17 protein-coding genes are annotated in these 15,191 nt (G+C 65.0%); 6 read left to right on the top strand and 11 right to left on the bottom strand.

From position 1 onward, the window contains the following. Nucleotides 1–26 precede the first annotated feature (26 nt). Nucleotides 27–440 carry a hypothetical protein gene (locus AC5W54_RS17665; protein WP_495963406.1) on the bottom strand — a complete coding sequence of 138 codons (414 nt, stop codon included), beginning with the start codon at nt 438–440 and terminating at the stop codon, nt 27–29. Between the two features lie 459 nt (nt 441–899). Here AC5W54_RS17665 and AC5W54_RS17660 point away from each other — a divergent pair, with 459 nt between their 5' ends. The 3 genes from AC5W54_RS17660 to AC5W54_RS17650 all read left to right on the top strand — a co-directional run bounded on the left by AC5W54_RS17660 (nt 900) and on the right by AC5W54_RS17650 (nt 2,111). Beyond that, nucleotides 900–1,511, top strand: coding sequence for a sigma-70 family RNA polymerase sigma factor (locus AC5W54_RS17660; RefSeq protein ID WP_495963405.1), 612 nt, complete (start codon nt 900–902; stop codon nt 1,509–1,511). Continuing rightward, nucleotides 1,487–1,768, top strand: a complete 282-nt coding sequence (locus AC5W54_RS17655) for a zf-HC2 domain-containing protein (protein WP_495963404.1) — start codon at nt 1,487–1,489, stop codon at nt 1,766–1,768. The genes AC5W54_RS17660 and AC5W54_RS17655 overlap by 25 nt, the downstream gene beginning before the upstream one ends. A 112-nt stretch (nt 1,769–1,880) precedes the next feature. Next, on the top strand, nt 1,881–2,111 hold the full coding sequence (locus tag AC5W54_RS17650; RefSeq protein WP_495963403.1) for a zf-HC2 domain-containing protein: 231 nt from the start codon (nt 1,881–1,883) through the stop codon (nt 2,109–2,111). A 91-nt stretch (nt 2,112–2,202) separates the two neighbouring features. On the opposite strand, the gene AC5W54_RS17645 is transcribed toward AC5W54_RS17650, so the two are convergent. The 7 genes from AC5W54_RS17645 to AC5W54_RS17615 form a co-directional block, all read right to left on the bottom strand. After that, entirely contained in the window at nt 2,203–3,534 is a 1,332-nt protein-coding gene (locus AC5W54_RS17645; RefSeq protein WP_495963402.1) for a DcaP family trimeric outer membrane transporter, read from the bottom strand. Between the two features lie 447 nt (nt 3,535–3,981). Next, on the bottom strand, nt 3,982–4,470 hold the full coding sequence (locus AC5W54_RS17640) for a DUF302 domain-containing protein (RefSeq protein WP_495963401.1): 489 nt from the start codon (nt 4,468–4,470) through the stop codon (nt 3,982–3,984). Further along, complete coding sequence (locus AC5W54_RS17635; RefSeq protein ID WP_495963400.1) at nt 4,467–5,024, bottom strand: DinB family protein; 558 nt, start codon at nt 5,022–5,024, stop codon at nt 4,467–4,469. The genes AC5W54_RS17640 and AC5W54_RS17635 overlap by 4 nt, the downstream gene beginning before the upstream one ends. A gap of 104 nt (nt 5,025–5,128) precedes the next feature. Beyond that, entirely contained in the window at nt 5,129–5,440 is a 312-nt protein-coding gene (locus AC5W54_RS17630; protein ID WP_495963399.1) for a hypothetical protein, read from the bottom strand. Between the two features lie 132 nt (nt 5,441–5,572). Continuing rightward, on the bottom strand, nt 5,573–7,966 hold the full coding sequence (locus AC5W54_RS17625) for a PqqD family peptide modification chaperone (RefSeq protein WP_495963398.1): 2,394 nt from the start codon (nt 7,964–7,966) through the stop codon (nt 5,573–5,575). 76 nt (nt 7,967–8,042) lie between these two features. After that, on the bottom strand, nt 8,043–8,447 hold the full coding sequence (locus tag AC5W54_RS17620) for a hypothetical protein (RefSeq protein WP_495963397.1): 405 nt from the start codon (nt 8,445–8,447) through the stop codon (nt 8,043–8,045). A gap of 131 nt (nt 8,448–8,578) precedes the next feature. Then, nucleotides 8,579–9,625 carry a DUF3179 domain-containing protein gene (locus AC5W54_RS17615; protein WP_495963396.1) on the bottom strand — a complete coding sequence of 349 codons (1,047 nt, stop codon included), beginning with the start codon at nt 9,623–9,625 and terminating at the stop codon, nt 8,579–8,581. A gap of 165 nt (nt 9,626–9,790) precedes the next feature. Here AC5W54_RS17615 and AC5W54_RS17610 point away from each other — a divergent pair, with 165 nt between their 5' ends. Continuing rightward, nucleotides 9,791–10,489, top strand: coding sequence for a MerR family transcriptional regulator (locus tag AC5W54_RS17610; RefSeq protein WP_495963395.1), 699 nt, complete (start codon nt 9,791–9,793; stop codon nt 10,487–10,489). A 22-nt stretch (nt 10,490–10,511) separates the two neighbouring features. Continuing rightward, nucleotides 10,512–12,983, top strand: a complete 2,472-nt coding sequence (locus AC5W54_RS17605; RefSeq protein WP_495963394.1) for a heavy metal translocating P-type ATPase — start codon at nt 10,512–10,514, stop codon at nt 12,981–12,983. 104 nt (nt 12,984–13,087) lie between these two features. Here the strand turns inward: AC5W54_RS17605 and AC5W54_RS17600 are convergent, their stop codons facing one another. From AC5W54_RS17600 to merR, 3 genes are all read right to left on the bottom strand, one after another. Continuing rightward, entirely contained in the window at nt 13,088–13,657 is a 570-nt protein-coding gene (locus AC5W54_RS17600; RefSeq protein ID WP_495963393.1) for a carboxymuconolactone decarboxylase family protein, read from the bottom strand. A gap of 103 nt (nt 13,658–13,760) precedes the next feature. Then, nucleotides 13,761–14,294 (bottom strand): TetR/AcrR family transcriptional regulator, encoded by a 534-nt coding sequence (locus AC5W54_RS17595; RefSeq protein ID WP_495963392.1) that lies wholly within the window; start codon nt 14,292–14,294, stop codon nt 13,761–13,763. A 97-nt stretch (nt 14,295–14,391) separates the two neighbouring features. Further along, nucleotides 14,392–14,820, bottom strand: a complete 429-nt coding sequence (merR, locus tag AC5W54_RS17590) for a mercury resistance transcriptional regulator MerR (protein ID WP_495963391.1) — start codon at nt 14,818–14,820, stop codon at nt 14,392–14,394. A gap of 127 nt (nt 14,821–14,947) precedes the next feature. Between merR and merF the strand changes: the two genes are divergently transcribed. Next, the gene (gene merF, locus AC5W54_RS17585; protein ID WP_495963390.1) at nt 14,948–15,187 is read left to right on the top strand and encodes a mercury resistance system transport protein MerF; all 240 of its coding nucleotides are present in this window, start codon (nt 14,948–14,950) and stop codon (nt 15,185–15,187) included. Nucleotides 15,188–15,191: the final 4 nt, after the last annotated feature.

The following is a 15,191-nucleotide window of genomic DNA, read 5'->3' as shown; positions in this document are numbered from 1 at the left end:
TGGATCCGCTAGCTCGCCGTAACGGCTCAGCGTTCCCAGTGCGGCCTGAGTCGATAGCGACCAGGGGATTCGGGACGCCCGAGCTGCCGTCCGCTCACCACCAGGAGGTAGCGGCCAGGTTCAAGACGACTCTCCAGATGGAAGAGACCACCCCGGGACTTGCTCTCCGCCACCGTCTTGCCCGACTCATCGACAAGAGATGCTCTCAGTGCAATGGAATTCGGGCTGGTCCCGGCCCAGACCTGAGGTCGAACGATCAGGCGAGTCGGTTCGTCGACCTCGACGGCGAAACGCTCGACATCTTGCACGCGAAGATAGGAGGACGCTCCGGCCTCCAGAGGCCTGATGCTCGTTCCCTCCATCGCCATGGTAGGCAAGACGGTCCCACCCATGAGTACAGCCAATGCCAGGCGAGATATGATGCGACCATTGATGTTCATGATAGCCACCCTCTCGAAGCTGAATGACAGGGCATCGCCGATGTCCCTACCATTTTGTCCACTCCCCCAGCCTTCCCCTTACGCAATCCGCCAGCAATCTTTTCCATCAAGATGTGTAAGGTTTTTCCAACTGGCGCGACACAACGGAACACTCAGCAAGATCGATTGGCAACCGATAGGCAACAGACCACCGGCTTTTCACTCCGCCTCGAGATCAAAACATCACGAAGCAATGATTCCCATCTTCTTTCTCCTCTCATTGCCTTTGACAGCATGACCACAGATTGCGAATCCTTTCTCATTGGTAGAGAAGAGCCTGTATTTTCTTACATAACCTTTATTTATTACGATATATTTCAAGCTAGATTTTCAAAATAAATCTTATTTATCCTGTAAGAACATCATGACCATGACGACAAACAAGAGTGGCTGCTTCATCGCCTCTCAGGAGACGACAGCATGACCTACGACGCAACCTTGGAGACAGGCGATACCCCCGATCCAGCGACACGCATGGATCGCTTGGCCGCCATCAGGCCTCGCCTCCTGTCCTTTGCCAGATTGCACCTTCGAGACAATGCAATGGCGGAGGACGCCGTACAGGAGGCGCAGATGGCAGCCATCGAAAAGGACGCCAATTTTGCCGGTCGTTCGAGTTATGAAACCTGGGTATTCGGCATCTTGAAGTACAAGATCCTGGATGCCCTGAGAGAGCAGAAGCGTCGTGGTATCTGGCAGCCACTGGTAGACGAAGGCGATGACGACGCCGTCGACAGGATGTTTCAACAGAATGGACGCTGGCAGGATGAGAGCCGACCGGCTGCCTGGGGAGAACCGGATGCCATACTCGAGAATGAAGTCTTCTGGCAGGTATTCGATGCCTGCATGATCACCCTGCCGGACAATGCCGCGCGCGTCTTCTCGATGCGAGAGCTGATGGGCCTGTCGACGGAAAAGATCTGTGATGTAGTCGGCATCAAGGAAAACAACTGCTGGGTCATCCTGCATCGCGCCCGGCTCCGTCTGCGCTCCTGTCTGGAGAAAGGATGGCTGAAGGAGAATCGCTCATGATGATGTGCCGGGAAGCTACCCGCTTGATGTCGCTGAAACAGGATCGTCGCCTCACCTTCCAGGAGAGATTGTCACTGCGTCTTCACTTGATGATGTGTGATGCCTGTCGCCGGTGCGACCAGCAATTCACACTGATGCATCGGTTTGGCAAGCGATTCGAAGCGGACCTTGACCGCGCGCGTCCGTCTGCTCATGGCAACGATGAAGGCAGTGACACATCTAATCATTCGCAATCCGATCACCGACATCACGATTGAAGGTGCCAATAGGTAAGGTCTTCCCCCCTGGCCTCGACAGAATGGGAAGACCGTATCGTTCGTCGCTACTGTCTTCGGCTCCACTGTCTTCAGCTCTTCAGAAAGGATCGACATGCTCAAACGCCTAAGCTGCAGAGAAGCCAGCCGCTTGATCTCTCTGCAGTACGACAGGGAATTGACCTTTCATGAGGCAATCTCCCTCAGCCTGCATCTAACGGTGTGCCGCGACTGCTCGAAGTGCCATCAACAGTTTGCCATTCTTGGCCAGTACCGCCGGAGATTCGAGGCAAAGAAGGGGTCAAGCGAGTCATACACAAGAAATCGCGGGCCCCGAAAACCCTAGGCGGTTCTCGAGACAACAGGGCAAAAAAAGCCCACCGATATTTCCAGTGGGCTACAATGGACGCCAGCCTCAACCACACCATCGCCCGGCTTCAGAAATTATATTGAGCCGATAATTGCAAGCGGGTGTTGTCGGCATCCTCACCATTCTGTCGTTCCTTTCTTGCATGCGACACTTCAAACCCGAGAGTCACGGGCTCGGACACTTGATAAAAATGACTGAAGTGTATGCTCTCGAGCTTGCGGGTCGACTCGGGGAAGAGGTCGCCGGGGCGGTCACCCCTCACTTGCCCGTAAGAGAGCCCCGATGTGAACTTATCGGTCCAGTCGTGAGAAACCGCCGCATTGAAACCATAGGCCTCGATGGTTTCAAGGGTTCCATTGTCGACAAAAGCCTCTCCAATCCCCTCATCACCTGCACTTGAGCCACTGGCCGTATAGAGATAACGGCCTAAGCCATCACCGTAGATAGCGCCGGCCATCAGCGTCGTCGACGGCCCCACCCCGATGTTGCCGGCCAGCATCAGGCCGTATCCCGTAGCGGAATCATTGGTGTCGCCATCGTCCACTTTCAGGCGTCTGACCAGGCCAGCGGCCTCCAAGCCAGCCGAATCGCCCGTCCATTGGTAACGCGCCGTGAAATCGGGTGCCGTATCACGTGAACCCTCGAAGCCGGTGGCTTCCGGATTCTCGGCAGAGAACGACAACGCTGCGTCGTCCCCCAGCGGCAGGGTATAACGCAGCTGAGCCTGCCGGATGAAGCTGACACCCACTGGCCCGTCGAAATCGACGGTGCTCGGGTAGGCGGTGAAGTGCATGAAGTTGCTCCAGGTCTGGCCTGCCAGAATACCGTTCCACTCCCCGTAGGCATGGCGCAGCCGGAAGCCACGCGAGTTGGAGAACACTTCATTTCCCCCGCCGCCGAAGAAATCCCCTTCCAGGTGCGTGGTGGCAGGCCCCATGGCGGTAGGCGTAGAGGTCTTGACGAACAGGCGAGACTGCCGCGCATGCGCACGGAAAGAGGCCTTGCTCGACTGTTCCCCGGTGTCGAGTCCCTCCACGAACAGACTGTCGCCCAGGTCTTGATCCAGGTCGTAAATGGCATCGAGCTTTATATAGCCACCTATCTGAACCGACGTATCACTTCCGGGCAGCTTGAAGCTGCCCTGCGTATCCCCTGCCGTCACCACACTGGCAGCAAGTGACTCTCTGGCCTCGGCGGCTTGCTGTCGCTCTTCGGCCTGTTGGCTCTCGAGCCGCTCGATCTGGCGCTGCATCTCCTGCATCTGGGCACGTAACTGCTCAATGGAAGCCTCTTGAGCCATGACAGGCCCCCCACTATAGAGTGCCATCATGGCACCGCCCCCCGCCAACGCCAGCACGACACGCGAGCGCTTTGCATGCTTAGCATTTTTCATGATCATTCCCCTCTCTTGGCGACTTCGTTATTTTCATCCCCTCGTCAAACTCACTAACATGGGGACACCACTGAGTCGGGAAAATGACATGAACGCTTACACTTACGAACGAAGAGACCTTATCGTATTTTCACACATAATAATGACATAACAAGCTGTATGGCACTGTAAGGTTTCTCCTTACAGGACGACGCAACGGCGCATGACCAGTTCCCAGCAACACCCCGGTAACCAGAGACGGGACAGGCAAAATGCGTCGTCAAGTGGATTTCCTTACCGTGAATCTTTCCGAACCAGTCGATCAATGAAACAACAGGTCCCCATGGCTCCAGACCAGGGTACCGATCACAATGGCCAGGAGCCTGTCGGATTTGACCGATCGTCGCGAGAGACACGGATTTCGAGACAAGTTCATCGATCTGATGAGGCGAATAGCGGGCGAAGGAAAGCCCCCTATTCAGACGCCACCACCGCCCGCCGGGCAATGGCGGCAAAGATGTCGTCCAGCTCCCGAGCCAGCTCGACGATGGCCTCGTCTCCCTGCTCGGCATAGGGTGTCAGGAGGTGGCTGGGCGTTTTCCAGGAGAGGGTGGCGCTGCCATCATCGTTCGCGGTGACATAGAAGCGCATGGGCGCCTCGATCATGGCCGGTACGCTCAGTCGCAGCAGACGCACGGCATAGTCGTTGCGAAAGACCCCGACCACCCGATTGCCGGGAATCGTCACCCCTCGTCGAGCAGCCGCTTCCGTCGGCCCGGCCTCGGTAACGATGAACATGCCCTCGGCCTCTATGGCCTCGCCGAGGGAAGCCAACAAGGTGTCATAAGCCAGGGGGGTCGATCTGACCTCCCAGCCCTCGTCCGGCCAGCGGGTATCCGCTGATAGAGAGTGCGTCAGCAACAGCGAAAGACACAGCGCCATCACACCGTATTTCCAGTTCATGCGGATTCCCTCCGGCGAGTCTCTTGCTCCCAATGGCGAAGTGTCGAGGGGTGGACACCGAAGGTCCGGGGGAGTCCCACCCCCATCGACTCGGCCAGCAGCCCCAGAAGCGCCATGTGATGGATGGTATGGCTGGTCAGGAAGGCGAGCTCACGGGCCTGGCTGGTCGTCAGCCGCAACGGTGAGGCACCATTCAGCGGATAGTCGAGTGTCAGCTCGTCTCGTATCGATGCCTCACCGAGGCGACTCATGACCGCCTCGATGTCCCTCAGATGAGACGCCGCTTCGGCCGGCCAGAGCTCCAGTCGTGTGTCGCGGCGGCGGTGCTCATAGTCGATCTCGCCGCCCTCCAGACCGGCCAGCAGTGCGTCGTAGTGGTCGATGATATGACGCACGTGCCGCCCCAGGCTGTGCCGGCCATCGTTCCCGAACGACTGGCGATAGGCCGCCGGTGTCAGGCCATCGACGAAGTCGTGAAGCTGCGACAGCGCCTGGAGATTCTCCTCGATCAGCCGCGCCGGGGCGGCGGCAGGAACCTCGATGTCATGCATCATGATGGATATACCCTGTGATAGTCGGATGACGGCGGTACGCTTAGTGGTGGCGACGAGACCGGTGCCGGCACGCACCGGCCCCGGCTCGCCGTCTTGCCGGGCCGCTAGCCTTCCGATTCTGCTTCGGCTTCGCCTTCCGCTTCGCCCTCGGCCTCACCTTCGGCTTCTCCTTCGGCCTCGCCTTCCGCTTCCGCTTCCGCTTCCGCCTCGGCCTCGGCGTCACCTTCGGCATGGGCCTCGGCGAGCATCAGGGGGGCTTCCTGGCCGCTGGTATAGGCCGGCTCGCCGGTTGCCTCGCCGGCCACGGCCTGGACCGCCGCACCACTGGCCACCAGCAACAGCGCCGGTGCCGTGTAGCCCAGCTGCCGACTGAGTCGATGCAGCAGGCTGTGCCGCTTCTCGTCTTGTCGTGTCATGGTTCTCTCCTTCTGGTGAACATGGATGGCATGCCTCGCATGCCGGGTTGTCGTCATACCAACCCGAGGGTTGGCGACTATCAGGACGGATCGCCGGTGCGACCCGTCCGCTGCACGGTGCCTGCCCCGACCTCACTCCCTGGCCAGGGCGGGGGTGGTCGCAGCCGTGTCGTGCGCGTCGGCCGGCGATGCCAACCAGCCGGCCAGGCGCTCGGGAGAGGGTGCCCTCTCCCCCACCGCCACGCGATGGCACGGGACGCCGGCCAACCAGGCGGCGAGTTCCTGCACCTTCGCCCCACCCGGCGGCCTGCCATCGGCGGTGACGACGCGGGGCAACAGGGCCGCCAGGGCATCCAGGCCCGACAGCGTGGTCAGGGGCTCGCCATCGGGCGCATCGCTTGCCACCAGAACGCCCCGGACCTCCACGCCGGCGGGCCAGGCGGCCCCGGCTGGGATAGACACCCCCGGCATCGGCAACGCCAGTGTCTCGACCCGCCCCGGGAGCGTGGCGGGCAGGCGAACGCCACGGCCGGCCACGCCCTTCGCGACCGCCTGCAGCCCGTCCAGCCATTCCCGCCCGGCCCGATCGTCGGGAAGCAGGCAGAGCACTCCCTCGCCTTCCCCGGTGAGCAGTACACCGGCGTCGAGCACCGGCCGCTCCGGCGCGGCGGCCTGGCGCAGCAGATGGGTGGCCAAGGCCGGGACCAGCTGGGTCAGCGTCAGCCGCGAGGCCACCAGGGTCGCGTCGGCGGCCAGGGCATAGCCCCCCTGCGGCTCGCACAGCACCGCCAGGCGCGGCAACGGGCTCGGCCCGGTGTCGTCGAGCGGCGCCAACCGTTCGCCGAAGGCCGCCGAGAGCCGCGTCAAGGCAGGCATGCTGCCCACTTCCAGGGCCCAGTGCCGCCCATCGACCTCGAGCCTCATGACAGGGGGCGGCGGCCTTGACGCGTCACTCGAAGGCGCCGCCTCCTCGGCGGAGGCCGCTGAGGCCGGCTCCCCCACCTGGCAGAGCAGGCCGGCACGACACCACTCACCCACCGTTTCCCATACCTCCCGTCGCAGCGCTTCACCGTCGAGGGCGGCGTCTCCCTTGGCGGCCTGCGCCAGGGCGTCGGCGATGGCATCCGGGTCGAGGCCGTCGGTGGCCAGCAGCCAGATCAGCGCCGCCGTGTCGTTGGGTCGGTAGTAGGCGCCCGTCTCGGTGGCATAGAGGGCCAGGTGTTCCCCCTCCAGCAGCTCCGCCACCTGGCGCCGCTGCAGCCGCGGACGGGCGAGGTCACCCGCCGCCATGGCTTCGGCCAACTGCTGGTCGGCGGGGGTCGGCAGGGAAAAGAAGGGCAGGTAGCGCTCCGGCTGCGTCGAGGGCAGCAGGGGCTGGAAGCCACCGGCCCGGGAGCGCTCCGCCTGGGCCTCGTCCAGCAGTCGAGTCGAAGTGCTCCCAGCGTCGCGAGCCTGCTCGGGCGTGCCCCGCTCACCGGCGATATCGAGCAGCGTCACCAGGTCGCGGACCAGGCCGCCCTTGACGGCCTCCTCGATCCGGCCACCGCTTTCCGGACCGGCGCAGATCCCCAGGGACGGGCTGAGATTGCATTCCAGGATCCAGGGCTTGAGGGTGTCGTCCACCAGACAGTCGAGCCCCAGCAGCTCATAGCAGCCGCGGGGATCGGCCCCAGCCTCGGCGGTGCGCCGGCGCATGGCATCCACGGCGGAGATCGCGGTCAGCGCCACCAGGTCCTCGATGCGGGCGAAGAGCGCCGCCTCGTCGTGGCCCTGGTCGCGCAACCAGGTCCGGTAGCGGTCCAGGTCGATGAACTCCACCGGTACCTCGGCCCGCTCGTTGAGGGCGTTGATGTCGGGGTTGGTGAGCTGGCTGTAGGGGTTGTCGGCATCCTCGGGATCCCAGCGCTCCGATGCCAGCTTGGCGAACCCCTGGCGGTAGAGGTAGACACGCAGCGGCTCGAGGGAGCTGATCAAGACGTAGAGCCTCAGCACGTACTTGTGGCCCCGGATGGTATGGGGATTGGCCAGGTACTCCTGGACCAGCCAGTCCCGCGCCAGCGGCGCCTCGGCTACGTCCCGCAGCACCCTCACCCCCTTGCCCTTCGAGGCATTGGTGGGCTTGAGGATCCAGCGCCGCTCGGGGTTGGCCAGCGCCGTCTCCTGCAGCAGGTGGTAGTCACGGGGCATCAGGTAGGCGCGGGGGAAGAAGTCCAGCCGCGCCGCCGCCTCGCTGTCGGCACCATGCCCCGCGTGAATGCGTTCACGCAGGGCCGCAAGGCTGTCATGCAGCCGGCTCTTGACGGTGAGGGCCGCATTGCCCGGAAAGTGGTTCAGCTTGCACTGGGGCGAGACCTTGCGAAACTGCGCTGCGTCGGGCATTCCGGTCACCCAGCCGGCGTCCCAGTGGTGCTCGTCGCCCTGCTCCCAGCCCAGTGGCTCGAGGGCCTCGCGGAAGAAACGGTCCTGTTCGGCGGCGCGCTTGCCTCCGAGCCAGAAGCGCCGGATCGAAGAAGTCTGCTGCGTCATCCTGGCAATCCATTTGTGGAAGTTGTCGTTGTCAGATACAGCGCGTACCGGTTCAGTCGACCGATGCCGCGCTTCCTTACACACGTCGCGTGCTTGCCTGCCCCCACAGCCCCAGCAGCAGCAACCCCATGGCGGCAGGCACCAGCACCGGTGCGACCCCGGCGACGGCCCCGGCAATCGGCAGCCCCAGCCAGATCAGCACCAGCGGGGCGCAGCAGGCGCCACCGGCGAGCAGGGCCGGAATCGCCGCGAAGAGGCCGACGTTCGCCCCGCGCCGCCGGCAAACGCGCGGTGCCCGCCAGGCCAGCCAAGCGGCCGCCAGGTTCAGGCCCACCAGGATCCCCATGCTCAGTGCCAGGAGGAGATTGATCGGGCTGAAGGTCCACACCAGCGGCCCCATGGCGATCAGGCCGACCGGTTCGAACTGGAACGGTGCGCGCCACTCGAACACGCGCTCCCAGGCCGGAAAACCGGCATGCACGCCACCGCCGCCCCCGGCGATATCGCCGGTCAGTCACAGATACAGCAGTGCATAGCCGGCCGCGGCCAGGCCGACGACGGCCCGCGAGCCAGGGCGCCGCAGCAGGCTGGTCGACAGCGCCAGCATGGCCTTCATGGTGCCTCCCGCCCCTCGTATACCCGGGTCTCCGGATAGAAGGCCGCCCAGGCGAACCACATGGCCTCGAAGGCGTTGACGGCGTCGAGAGTCTCGAGCCCGGCACCGCTGACGCCCTCGGCATCGAAGGTCAGGTTCGCTGCCTCGATGTCGATGGCGTCGGGGTTGTGGAACACCCAGCCGGTATCCAGGTCCGGGTCGTGCACCACGGTGTACCGGCTGCCATTCAGGGACACGTCGACCACGGCCTCCTCGCGCAGGGCATCCTTGTCGATGGCGATCGCCCCTTCCGCGGTCCGTACCCCCAGGACCATCGCCTTGGGCGGATAGCGCTCGTCGTCGCTCATGACCGGAAACAGGCGGCGGCTGTCGGGGCGGTAATAGCCACCCAGCGGGCGGTAACTGCCGTAGGGGTCGCGCCGATAATTGCGCACATAGCCGGTCTGGTCGGTGAGCACCTGGGTATCGGGATGACGCGCCTTCCACTGCCCCCAAGTGGTCCAGAACACACGGAATTCCTGGAGCCCTTGTCCGCGCAGGGGACCGTCGATGGCCACCCCAAGGATCTGCGGCCACTCGCTGTCGGTGGCGCGGTCGTACATCACCAGGTTGCTGTTGACCAGCTTGCCCGACACCCCCAGTTCGGTGTCGCCACGCGCGAAGCCCAGCGCCGTGCCGGTCAACGGGCAATAGGTGATGCTGACCGGCTCGCCGCCGAACTCGTCGTTGACGATCTCGTGCCAGACCAGGATGCGCTGCGGATAGGCACGCGCCTCGCCATGGCGATGGACGCCGATCACGATATCCTCGTCATCGAGGAAACCCTCGGCCTGGGCGGCGGACTGGAAGCGCGGACTGTCGATGGAGGGAATCCCGTCCTTGCCGGGGCCCCCGGAGCGCACCGCCGAGCGGAATTCCTCCAGGGAATACGCCACGGGCACCGCGGGCGGGTCGACGACTGGCGGGCCGGCCAGTGCCGCGGACAGGGGCAGCAGCGATACCGCCAGGGGCAAGGAAAGCTTGAAAACATTCAGGGGCAGCATAAAGCACCTCCCGACTCACCTTCGGCCACCTTCCTTCATTCGTCGCCTGGCCGTTGCTCTCCTTACACACCGCAAGGGTCGCGGCCGCTGCCCGCCGGCCCGCTTGACTCCGTACTACGGTACGGCCCCTACCTTGATCAGAGCAGGCATCGGGAGGCGACGTCCATGAACACCACGACCATCAGCAAGGCCGCCAAGGCCGCCGGTGTCGGGGTCGAGACCATCCGCTTCTATGAACGCAAGGGGTTGATCGAGCAACCGCCCAAGCCTCCCGACGGTGGCTACCGGGTCTATCCCGACGACACGGTGCGGCGGGTGCGTTTCATTCGCCGTGCCCAGGAGCTCGGCTTCTCGCTGCGCGAAGTCGCCGACTTGCTGTCGCTGCGCCTGGCATCGCACGCCGATGCCAGCGACGTGCAGCGCCGCGCCCTGGCCAAGCTGCGGGATGTGGAGGCGAAGATCGCGCACCTGCAGCGTATCCGTGGGGGGCTGGCCGAATTGCTCGCGCACTGCCCCGGCGAGGGGGAGCTGCGGTGCTGCTCCATCCTCGGTGCGCTGGAGCGGGAGGATATCCCGCTGCAGCCTGCCTCATCCCACGAGGTGACGGGCGATCCGTCACTTCGCCATGACACGCGGGAGAACGCCATGCAAACGATCCGACTGCGCATCGACGGCATGCATTGCGACGGCTGCGCGGACATCGTCCGCCATGTCCTGGAACGACAGTCCGGTGTCCTGGGGTGCTCGGTGTCGCATGAAAACGGCGAGGCCCGGGTGGCCATCGACACTGCGCAGGTCAGCGGCGAACGCCTGGTCGAAGCGATCATCGAGGCCGGCTATCGAGCTCGCGTAGAGGAAGCGTAGTGCCTTTCCCTGGGATACGGCCATGACTACGGCATCCACCACGACACCGGAAGACGCGCTCCAGCCATGGAGCCTGGAGCCGACCGAGGAGCCGGGGATCCAGCGGGTGCGCGCCCATATCGGCGGGCTGCACTGCTCGCTGTGCACCGGCACCATCGAGCGCGCGCTGGGGCAGAAGCCCGGTGTGCGCCGGGTGGCGGTCAGCCTCACCCACGAGCAGGCGCTGGTCGAATACGATGCGCGCCAGACGTCCGCCGAAGCGCTGATGGGCACCCTGCAGAGCATCGGCTATACCCTCAGCGACCCCCGCAAGGTGGCGCCCTACGAGCGCCAGGAGCGCGAGCTGGTCCGCGAGCGCAACCGCTTCCTGGTGGCACTGACGGCCAGCCTGGCGGCGATCGGCCTGATCGTGGATCCCGGTTCGATCTGGACACTGGGGCTCTCCACCCTGGTCTATGTCAGCCTGGTGCTGTTCGGCTACGCCGTGCTCCGCGGTCAGGGCGTGGCCGCCGCCCTGGGCGGTAGCACCCTGCTGGCCGTGGGGGGCCTGGGCCTGTTCGCGTTGCGTGCCGGGGGCGTGGTGGCGGGGCATGAAGCGGAGCTGGTCGCGCTGCTGGCGGTCGCGATGGTGTTCGCCGTCGCCCGGCAGATGCTGGTCATGGCCTATCAGGCCCTGCGCCGGGGCATTCTCAACCAGCACGTGCTGGTGGAGGTCGGTGCCTTCGCGGGGCTGATCGGTGGCGGCATCGGCCTGACACTGCGCCCCGACGGCTACCCCACCGCCGCCTTCTTCGCCGTCTCGGTCATGGTGCTGACCTACCACCTGTTCTCCGAATGGCTCTCGTTGATCGTCAAGACCCGCAGCTCCCAATCGGTGCGCCGCCTGCTGGACCTGCAGCCGGACACGGCACACGTCGTCACCGCGCATGGCGAACGGGACCTGCCGGTGGCACGGGTGGAGAGCGGCATGCGGGTGCGTATCCGGCCCGGCGAGCGGATCCCGGTCGACGGCGAGGTCGTCGACGGCGAGGTCGTCGACGGTGACTCGGCCGTGGACCAGTCGCTGGTCACCGGCGAGCCGCTGCCGATCGACAAGACGCCGGGCGACACGGTGGTCGGGGGCGCCATCAATGGCAGCGGCACGCTGCTGGTGCGGGTGACGGCGACGGGCGAGGCGAGCTTCCTGCAACAGGTGGTGCGCAGCCTGGAGGATGCCCGGGCGCTCAAGCCCGGCCTGCTGCATCTGGTCGACCGGGTCCTGCGGGTCTATACCCCCACGGTGCTGATCGTCTCCGTGCTGGCCCTGGGGTTCTGGATGAGTGCGCCGCCGTTGTGGGGGGCCGCCCCCGACCTGGAGCGCGCCGTGTTCGCCGCCCTGACCGTGCTGGTGATGGGCTATCCCTGTGCCGTGGGCATCTCCGCGCCGCTGTCGATCGTGCGCGGTGCCGGCGAGGCAGCCGATCACGGCGTATTGATGCGTACCGGTGAATCCTTCCAGGCCTTGCGACGCATCACCACCGTGGTGTTCGACAAGACCGGCACCCTGACCGAAGGCCGCCCGGCGGTACGCAACATCACCCCTGTCGACGGCGATAGCAACACCCTGCTGGCGCTGGCGGCCGCGGTCGAGGCCGCCTCCGAGCATCCGCTGGGGCGCGCCGTGGTCGAAGCGGCCCTGGCGCGCGACCTGACGATGCCCGACGTCAGCGAGTTCCGGGCACACTCGGGGCGTGGCGTCACCGCCCGGCTCGACGGCGAGCCGGTACGGGTCGGCAGCCCGGCCTTCGTTGCCGACCATGGCATCGACCTGGCGCCGGTGAGCGCGGGCATCGAGAGTGCCGAGCGCCAGGGCCAGACGGTCATCGTCGCCGCCCGCGGCGAGCGGCTACTGGGCGCCCTCGCCCTGGGCGACGGCCTGCGTGCCGACGCCGTAGAGACCGTGCAACGCCTGCATGAACTGGGCATCCACACCGCGCTGCTGACCGGCGACAACGAACGCACCGCCCGCCATATCGCCAGGCAGGCCGGCATCGAGGAGGTGCACGCCGGGGTGCTGCCGGAGCAGAAGGCCGACTTGCTGCGGAAGATGCAGCTGGGGGGGCGGGTCGCCATGGTCGGCGACGGGATCAACGATGCGCCGGCGCTGATGCAGGCCGACGTGGGCATCGCCATGGGTAGCGGTACCGACATCGCCATCGACGCCGCCGACATCATCATCCTCAACTCACGCCTGGCCAGCGTGGTGACCGCCTGGCGGATCAGCCGCTGGGGATATCGCAAGATGCTGCAGAACGTCTCGCTGGCGTTCCTGTTCAACGGCATCGGCATCCCCCTGGCCTCCACCGGCCTGATCTACCCGGTGTGGGCCATGGTGGCCATGGCCGCCAGCGTGACGACCATCTTCGTCAACTCGCTATGGCAGCGGCCGGCGCTGCTGTTCGATGCCGTGGCCAGCGTGCGCTCGAACGAGCGCCGCGAGTCCCCTGCCGCCTGACCGACGACGCTTCACGGTCATGTCGGCAACCTGCCGCATGCGGCCCCGCAAGCCGCGCTGGATGGCGACCTGCGGGGCCGGTAGCGGAGTGAATCGGTGACGGCTCATCCCTGCCAGGCGTGATCGGCGAACACCTCGTCCAGTTCGGGATGATTGATGTGGTTGGAGTAATTGCTCAACGTCTTCACGGCCAGTGCCAGCACGATCTGCAGCACGTGCTGCTCCTCGAAGCCGGCCGCCAGGAAGGCGTCGACATCACGCTGGGTGGGCAGGCCCCGCGTCTCGAACATCACCCTGGTGAACGCGCTCAGGGCCGCCAGGCGCTCGTCGGGGATGGGCCGGTCGTGGCGGATGGCCTCGATCACATCGGCGGGCACCTGCGACATCTTTTCCCCCAGCATGCTGTGGGCCGACATGCAGTAGCTGCAGCCGTTGAGTCGACTGATGGTGAGGAACACCACCTCCTGCTCGGGCGGCGCAAAGCCGGACTCCTCGCGGAACAGGGTATAGCCGTGCAGGTAGGTGTCCAGCACCCCGGGAGCCTTGGCCATGCCCTCGTACATCCTGGGCACGAACCCCAGCTTGGCGTGGGCCTTCTCGAGCAACGGCTTGGCCTTGGCATCGGCATTGTCGAGGGTCTGGGGGGCGAGCTTCATTTGATAGTCGGCTGTCATGGGTACCTCCTTGCATGGTGGACACCGGCTGGTGTCGGGTTATATGGATCGATCGGTCCATATATGGCGAAAGAAGACGCGCGTTCTCGTCACCGCACGTGATTCAGCGCAAGGCAGCGAGGATCAATTCTACGGCGCGTGTGGCTTCGTCGGCATCGGCCCCGCTCTTGAGCAGCGTGCGCAGCCCCGCCATCCCCACGGTCAGGTAGGTGGCCAATGCCTGGGCATCGCGGTGCGGATCGATGTCGCCCTCGCTCTGGGCGCGCCCCACCGCCTGGCGGAAAAGCTCGGTGATGGCCGCGACACTCACGCTGGCCTCGCGAGACGGCAAGTCGCCACGCTGACCAAGCTCGCTGGCGGAATTGAAGATCAAACAGCCGATCGCCGCACGCTCGCTGCCGGCATCCCGGGCCGTATCGCGGAATAGGGTTTCCACGAAGGCCAGCGCCGAGGGCGAGGCCTCGAGCTGGCGGTGCAGCCGGCCGATCAGATTGCCCCGATAGCGGCGCAGGGCCTCGAGGAACAGGCGTTCCTTGTTGCCGAATGCCTGATACAGGCTGCTGCGCGAGAGCTGCATGGCCTCCAACAGGTCCCGGGTCGAAGCCGAATCGTAACCTCTGGCCCAGAAGACCTGCATGGCGGCACTCACGGCCTGATCGGGATTGAATGCAATGGGGCGTCCGCGTGTCATGCGGTAAATTTAGAATCGATCGTTCCAGAAATCAAGCCTCGCGTCACGCGTCGCTCGCTCCCCCCAGGCCGTCATGCAAGGCCGCGATCAGTGGACAGGTCACATTGCCCTTCCGGGTGTGACAGGTATGTACCAACGCGGCGAGTACCCGCTCGATACGCCGCAAATCCGCCAGCTTCTCGCGCACCTTCCCCAGCTTGTGCTCGGCCAGGGCGCTGGCCTCATCGCAGTGGGTGCCATCCTCCAGGCGCAACAGGTCGGCGATCTCGCCCAGGCTGAATCCCAGCCGCTGGGCGGTCTTGATGAACCCCAGGCGCTCGGCGTCCGCGTTGCCGTAGCGACGAATGCCGCCGTAGGGTCGCTCCGGCTCGGGCATCAACCCCTTGCGCTGATAGTAACGGATGGTCTCGACATTGACGCCGGCGGCCCTGGCCAAGCCGCCGATGGTCATGTTCCGCGTGTCGTTGTGCATGGCGCTTGCTTCCGTAGCCGAGTACGGAAGTAACCTTACTCTTGTCGACCCGCTCGCGAAAACGGGAGCCGCGATGCCAGACGCAGCGCCAGGTCCTGCGCCCCTGGCCGGCAGTGAGGAAATCGTCATGAAAAACCCCAGGAGACTACTGCGTATCGGCGTGATCGGCACGCTGGTGGCGGCCGTGTGCTGCTTCACCCCGCTCCTCGTCATCCTGCTCGGCACGCTGGGACTGGCCGCGCTGACGGGCTATCTCGACGTCGTGCTGCTGCCCACCCTGGCCGCCTTCATCGGCCTGACCGGCTATGCCCTGTACCGCATACATAAGCGGGAGGCCTGCAGCACCGATGCATCCCACAAGGAGTGATACC

It is taken from the genome of Halomonas sp. LMYGS-3 (assembly GCF_059509875.1).
Note: the sequence above shows the minus strand (reverse complement) of the source record. Positions and strands in the feature narration are given on the sequence as shown.

Bases quoted from the DNA above. Each gene is read 5' to 3' on its own strand.
- AC5W54_RS17625 (WP_495963398.1), bottom strand. From the start codon at position 7,966: ATGACGCAGCAGACTTCTTCGATCCGGCGCTTCTGGCTCGGAGGCAAG.
- AC5W54_RS17665 (WP_495963406.1), bottom strand. From the start codon at position 440: ATGAACATCAATGGTCGCATCATATCTCGCCTGGCATTGGCTGTACTC.
- AC5W54_RS17660 (WP_495963405.1), top strand. From the start codon at position 900: ATGACCTACGACGCAACCTTGGAGACAGGCGATACCCCCGATCCAGCG.
- AC5W54_RS17610 (WP_495963395.1), top strand. From the start codon at position 9,791: ATGAACACCACGACCATCAGCAAGGCCGCCAAGGCCGCCGGTGTCGGG.
- AC5W54_RS17655 (WP_495963404.1), top strand. From the start codon at position 1,487: ATGGCTGAAGGAGAATCGCTCATGATGATGTGCCGGGAAGCTACCCGC.
- AC5W54_RS17605 (WP_495963394.1), top strand. From the start codon at position 10,512: ATGACTACGGCATCCACCACGACACCGGAAGACGCGCTCCAGCCATGG.
- merR (WP_495963391.1), bottom strand. From the start codon at position 14,820: ATGCACAACGACACGCGGAACATGACCATCGGCGGCTTGGCCAGGGCC.
- AC5W54_RS17615 (WP_495963396.1), bottom strand. From the start codon at position 9,625: ATGCTGCCCCTGAATGTTTTCAAGCTTTCCTTGCCCCTGGCGGTATCG.
- AC5W54_RS17635 (WP_495963400.1), bottom strand. From the start codon at position 5,024: ATGATGCATGACATCGAGGTTCCTGCCGCCGCCCCGGCGCGGCTGATC.
- AC5W54_RS17600 (WP_495963393.1), bottom strand. From the start codon at position 13,657: ATGACAGCCGACTATCAAATGAAGCTCGCCCCCCAGACCCTCGACAAT.
- AC5W54_RS17650 (WP_495963403.1), top strand. From the start codon at position 1,881: ATGCTCAAACGCCTAAGCTGCAGAGAAGCCAGCCGCTTGATCTCTCTG.
- merF (WP_495963390.1), top strand. From the start codon at position 14,948: ATGAAAAACCCCAGGAGACTACTGCGTATCGGCGTGATCGGCACGCTG.
- AC5W54_RS17640 (WP_495963401.1), bottom strand. From the start codon at position 4,470: ATGAACTGGAAATACGGTGTGATGGCGCTGTGTCTTTCGCTGTTGCTG.
- AC5W54_RS17595 (WP_495963392.1), bottom strand. From the start codon at position 14,294: ATGCAGGTCTTCTGGGCCAGAGGTTACGATTCGGCTTCGACCCGGGAC.
- AC5W54_RS17645 (WP_495963402.1), bottom strand. From the start codon at position 3,534: ATGATCATGAAAAATGCTAAGCATGCAAAGCGCTCGCGTGTCGTGCTG.
- AC5W54_RS17630 (WP_495963399.1), bottom strand. From the start codon at position 5,440: ATGACACGACAAGACGAGAAGCGGCACAGCCTGCTGCATCGACTCAGT.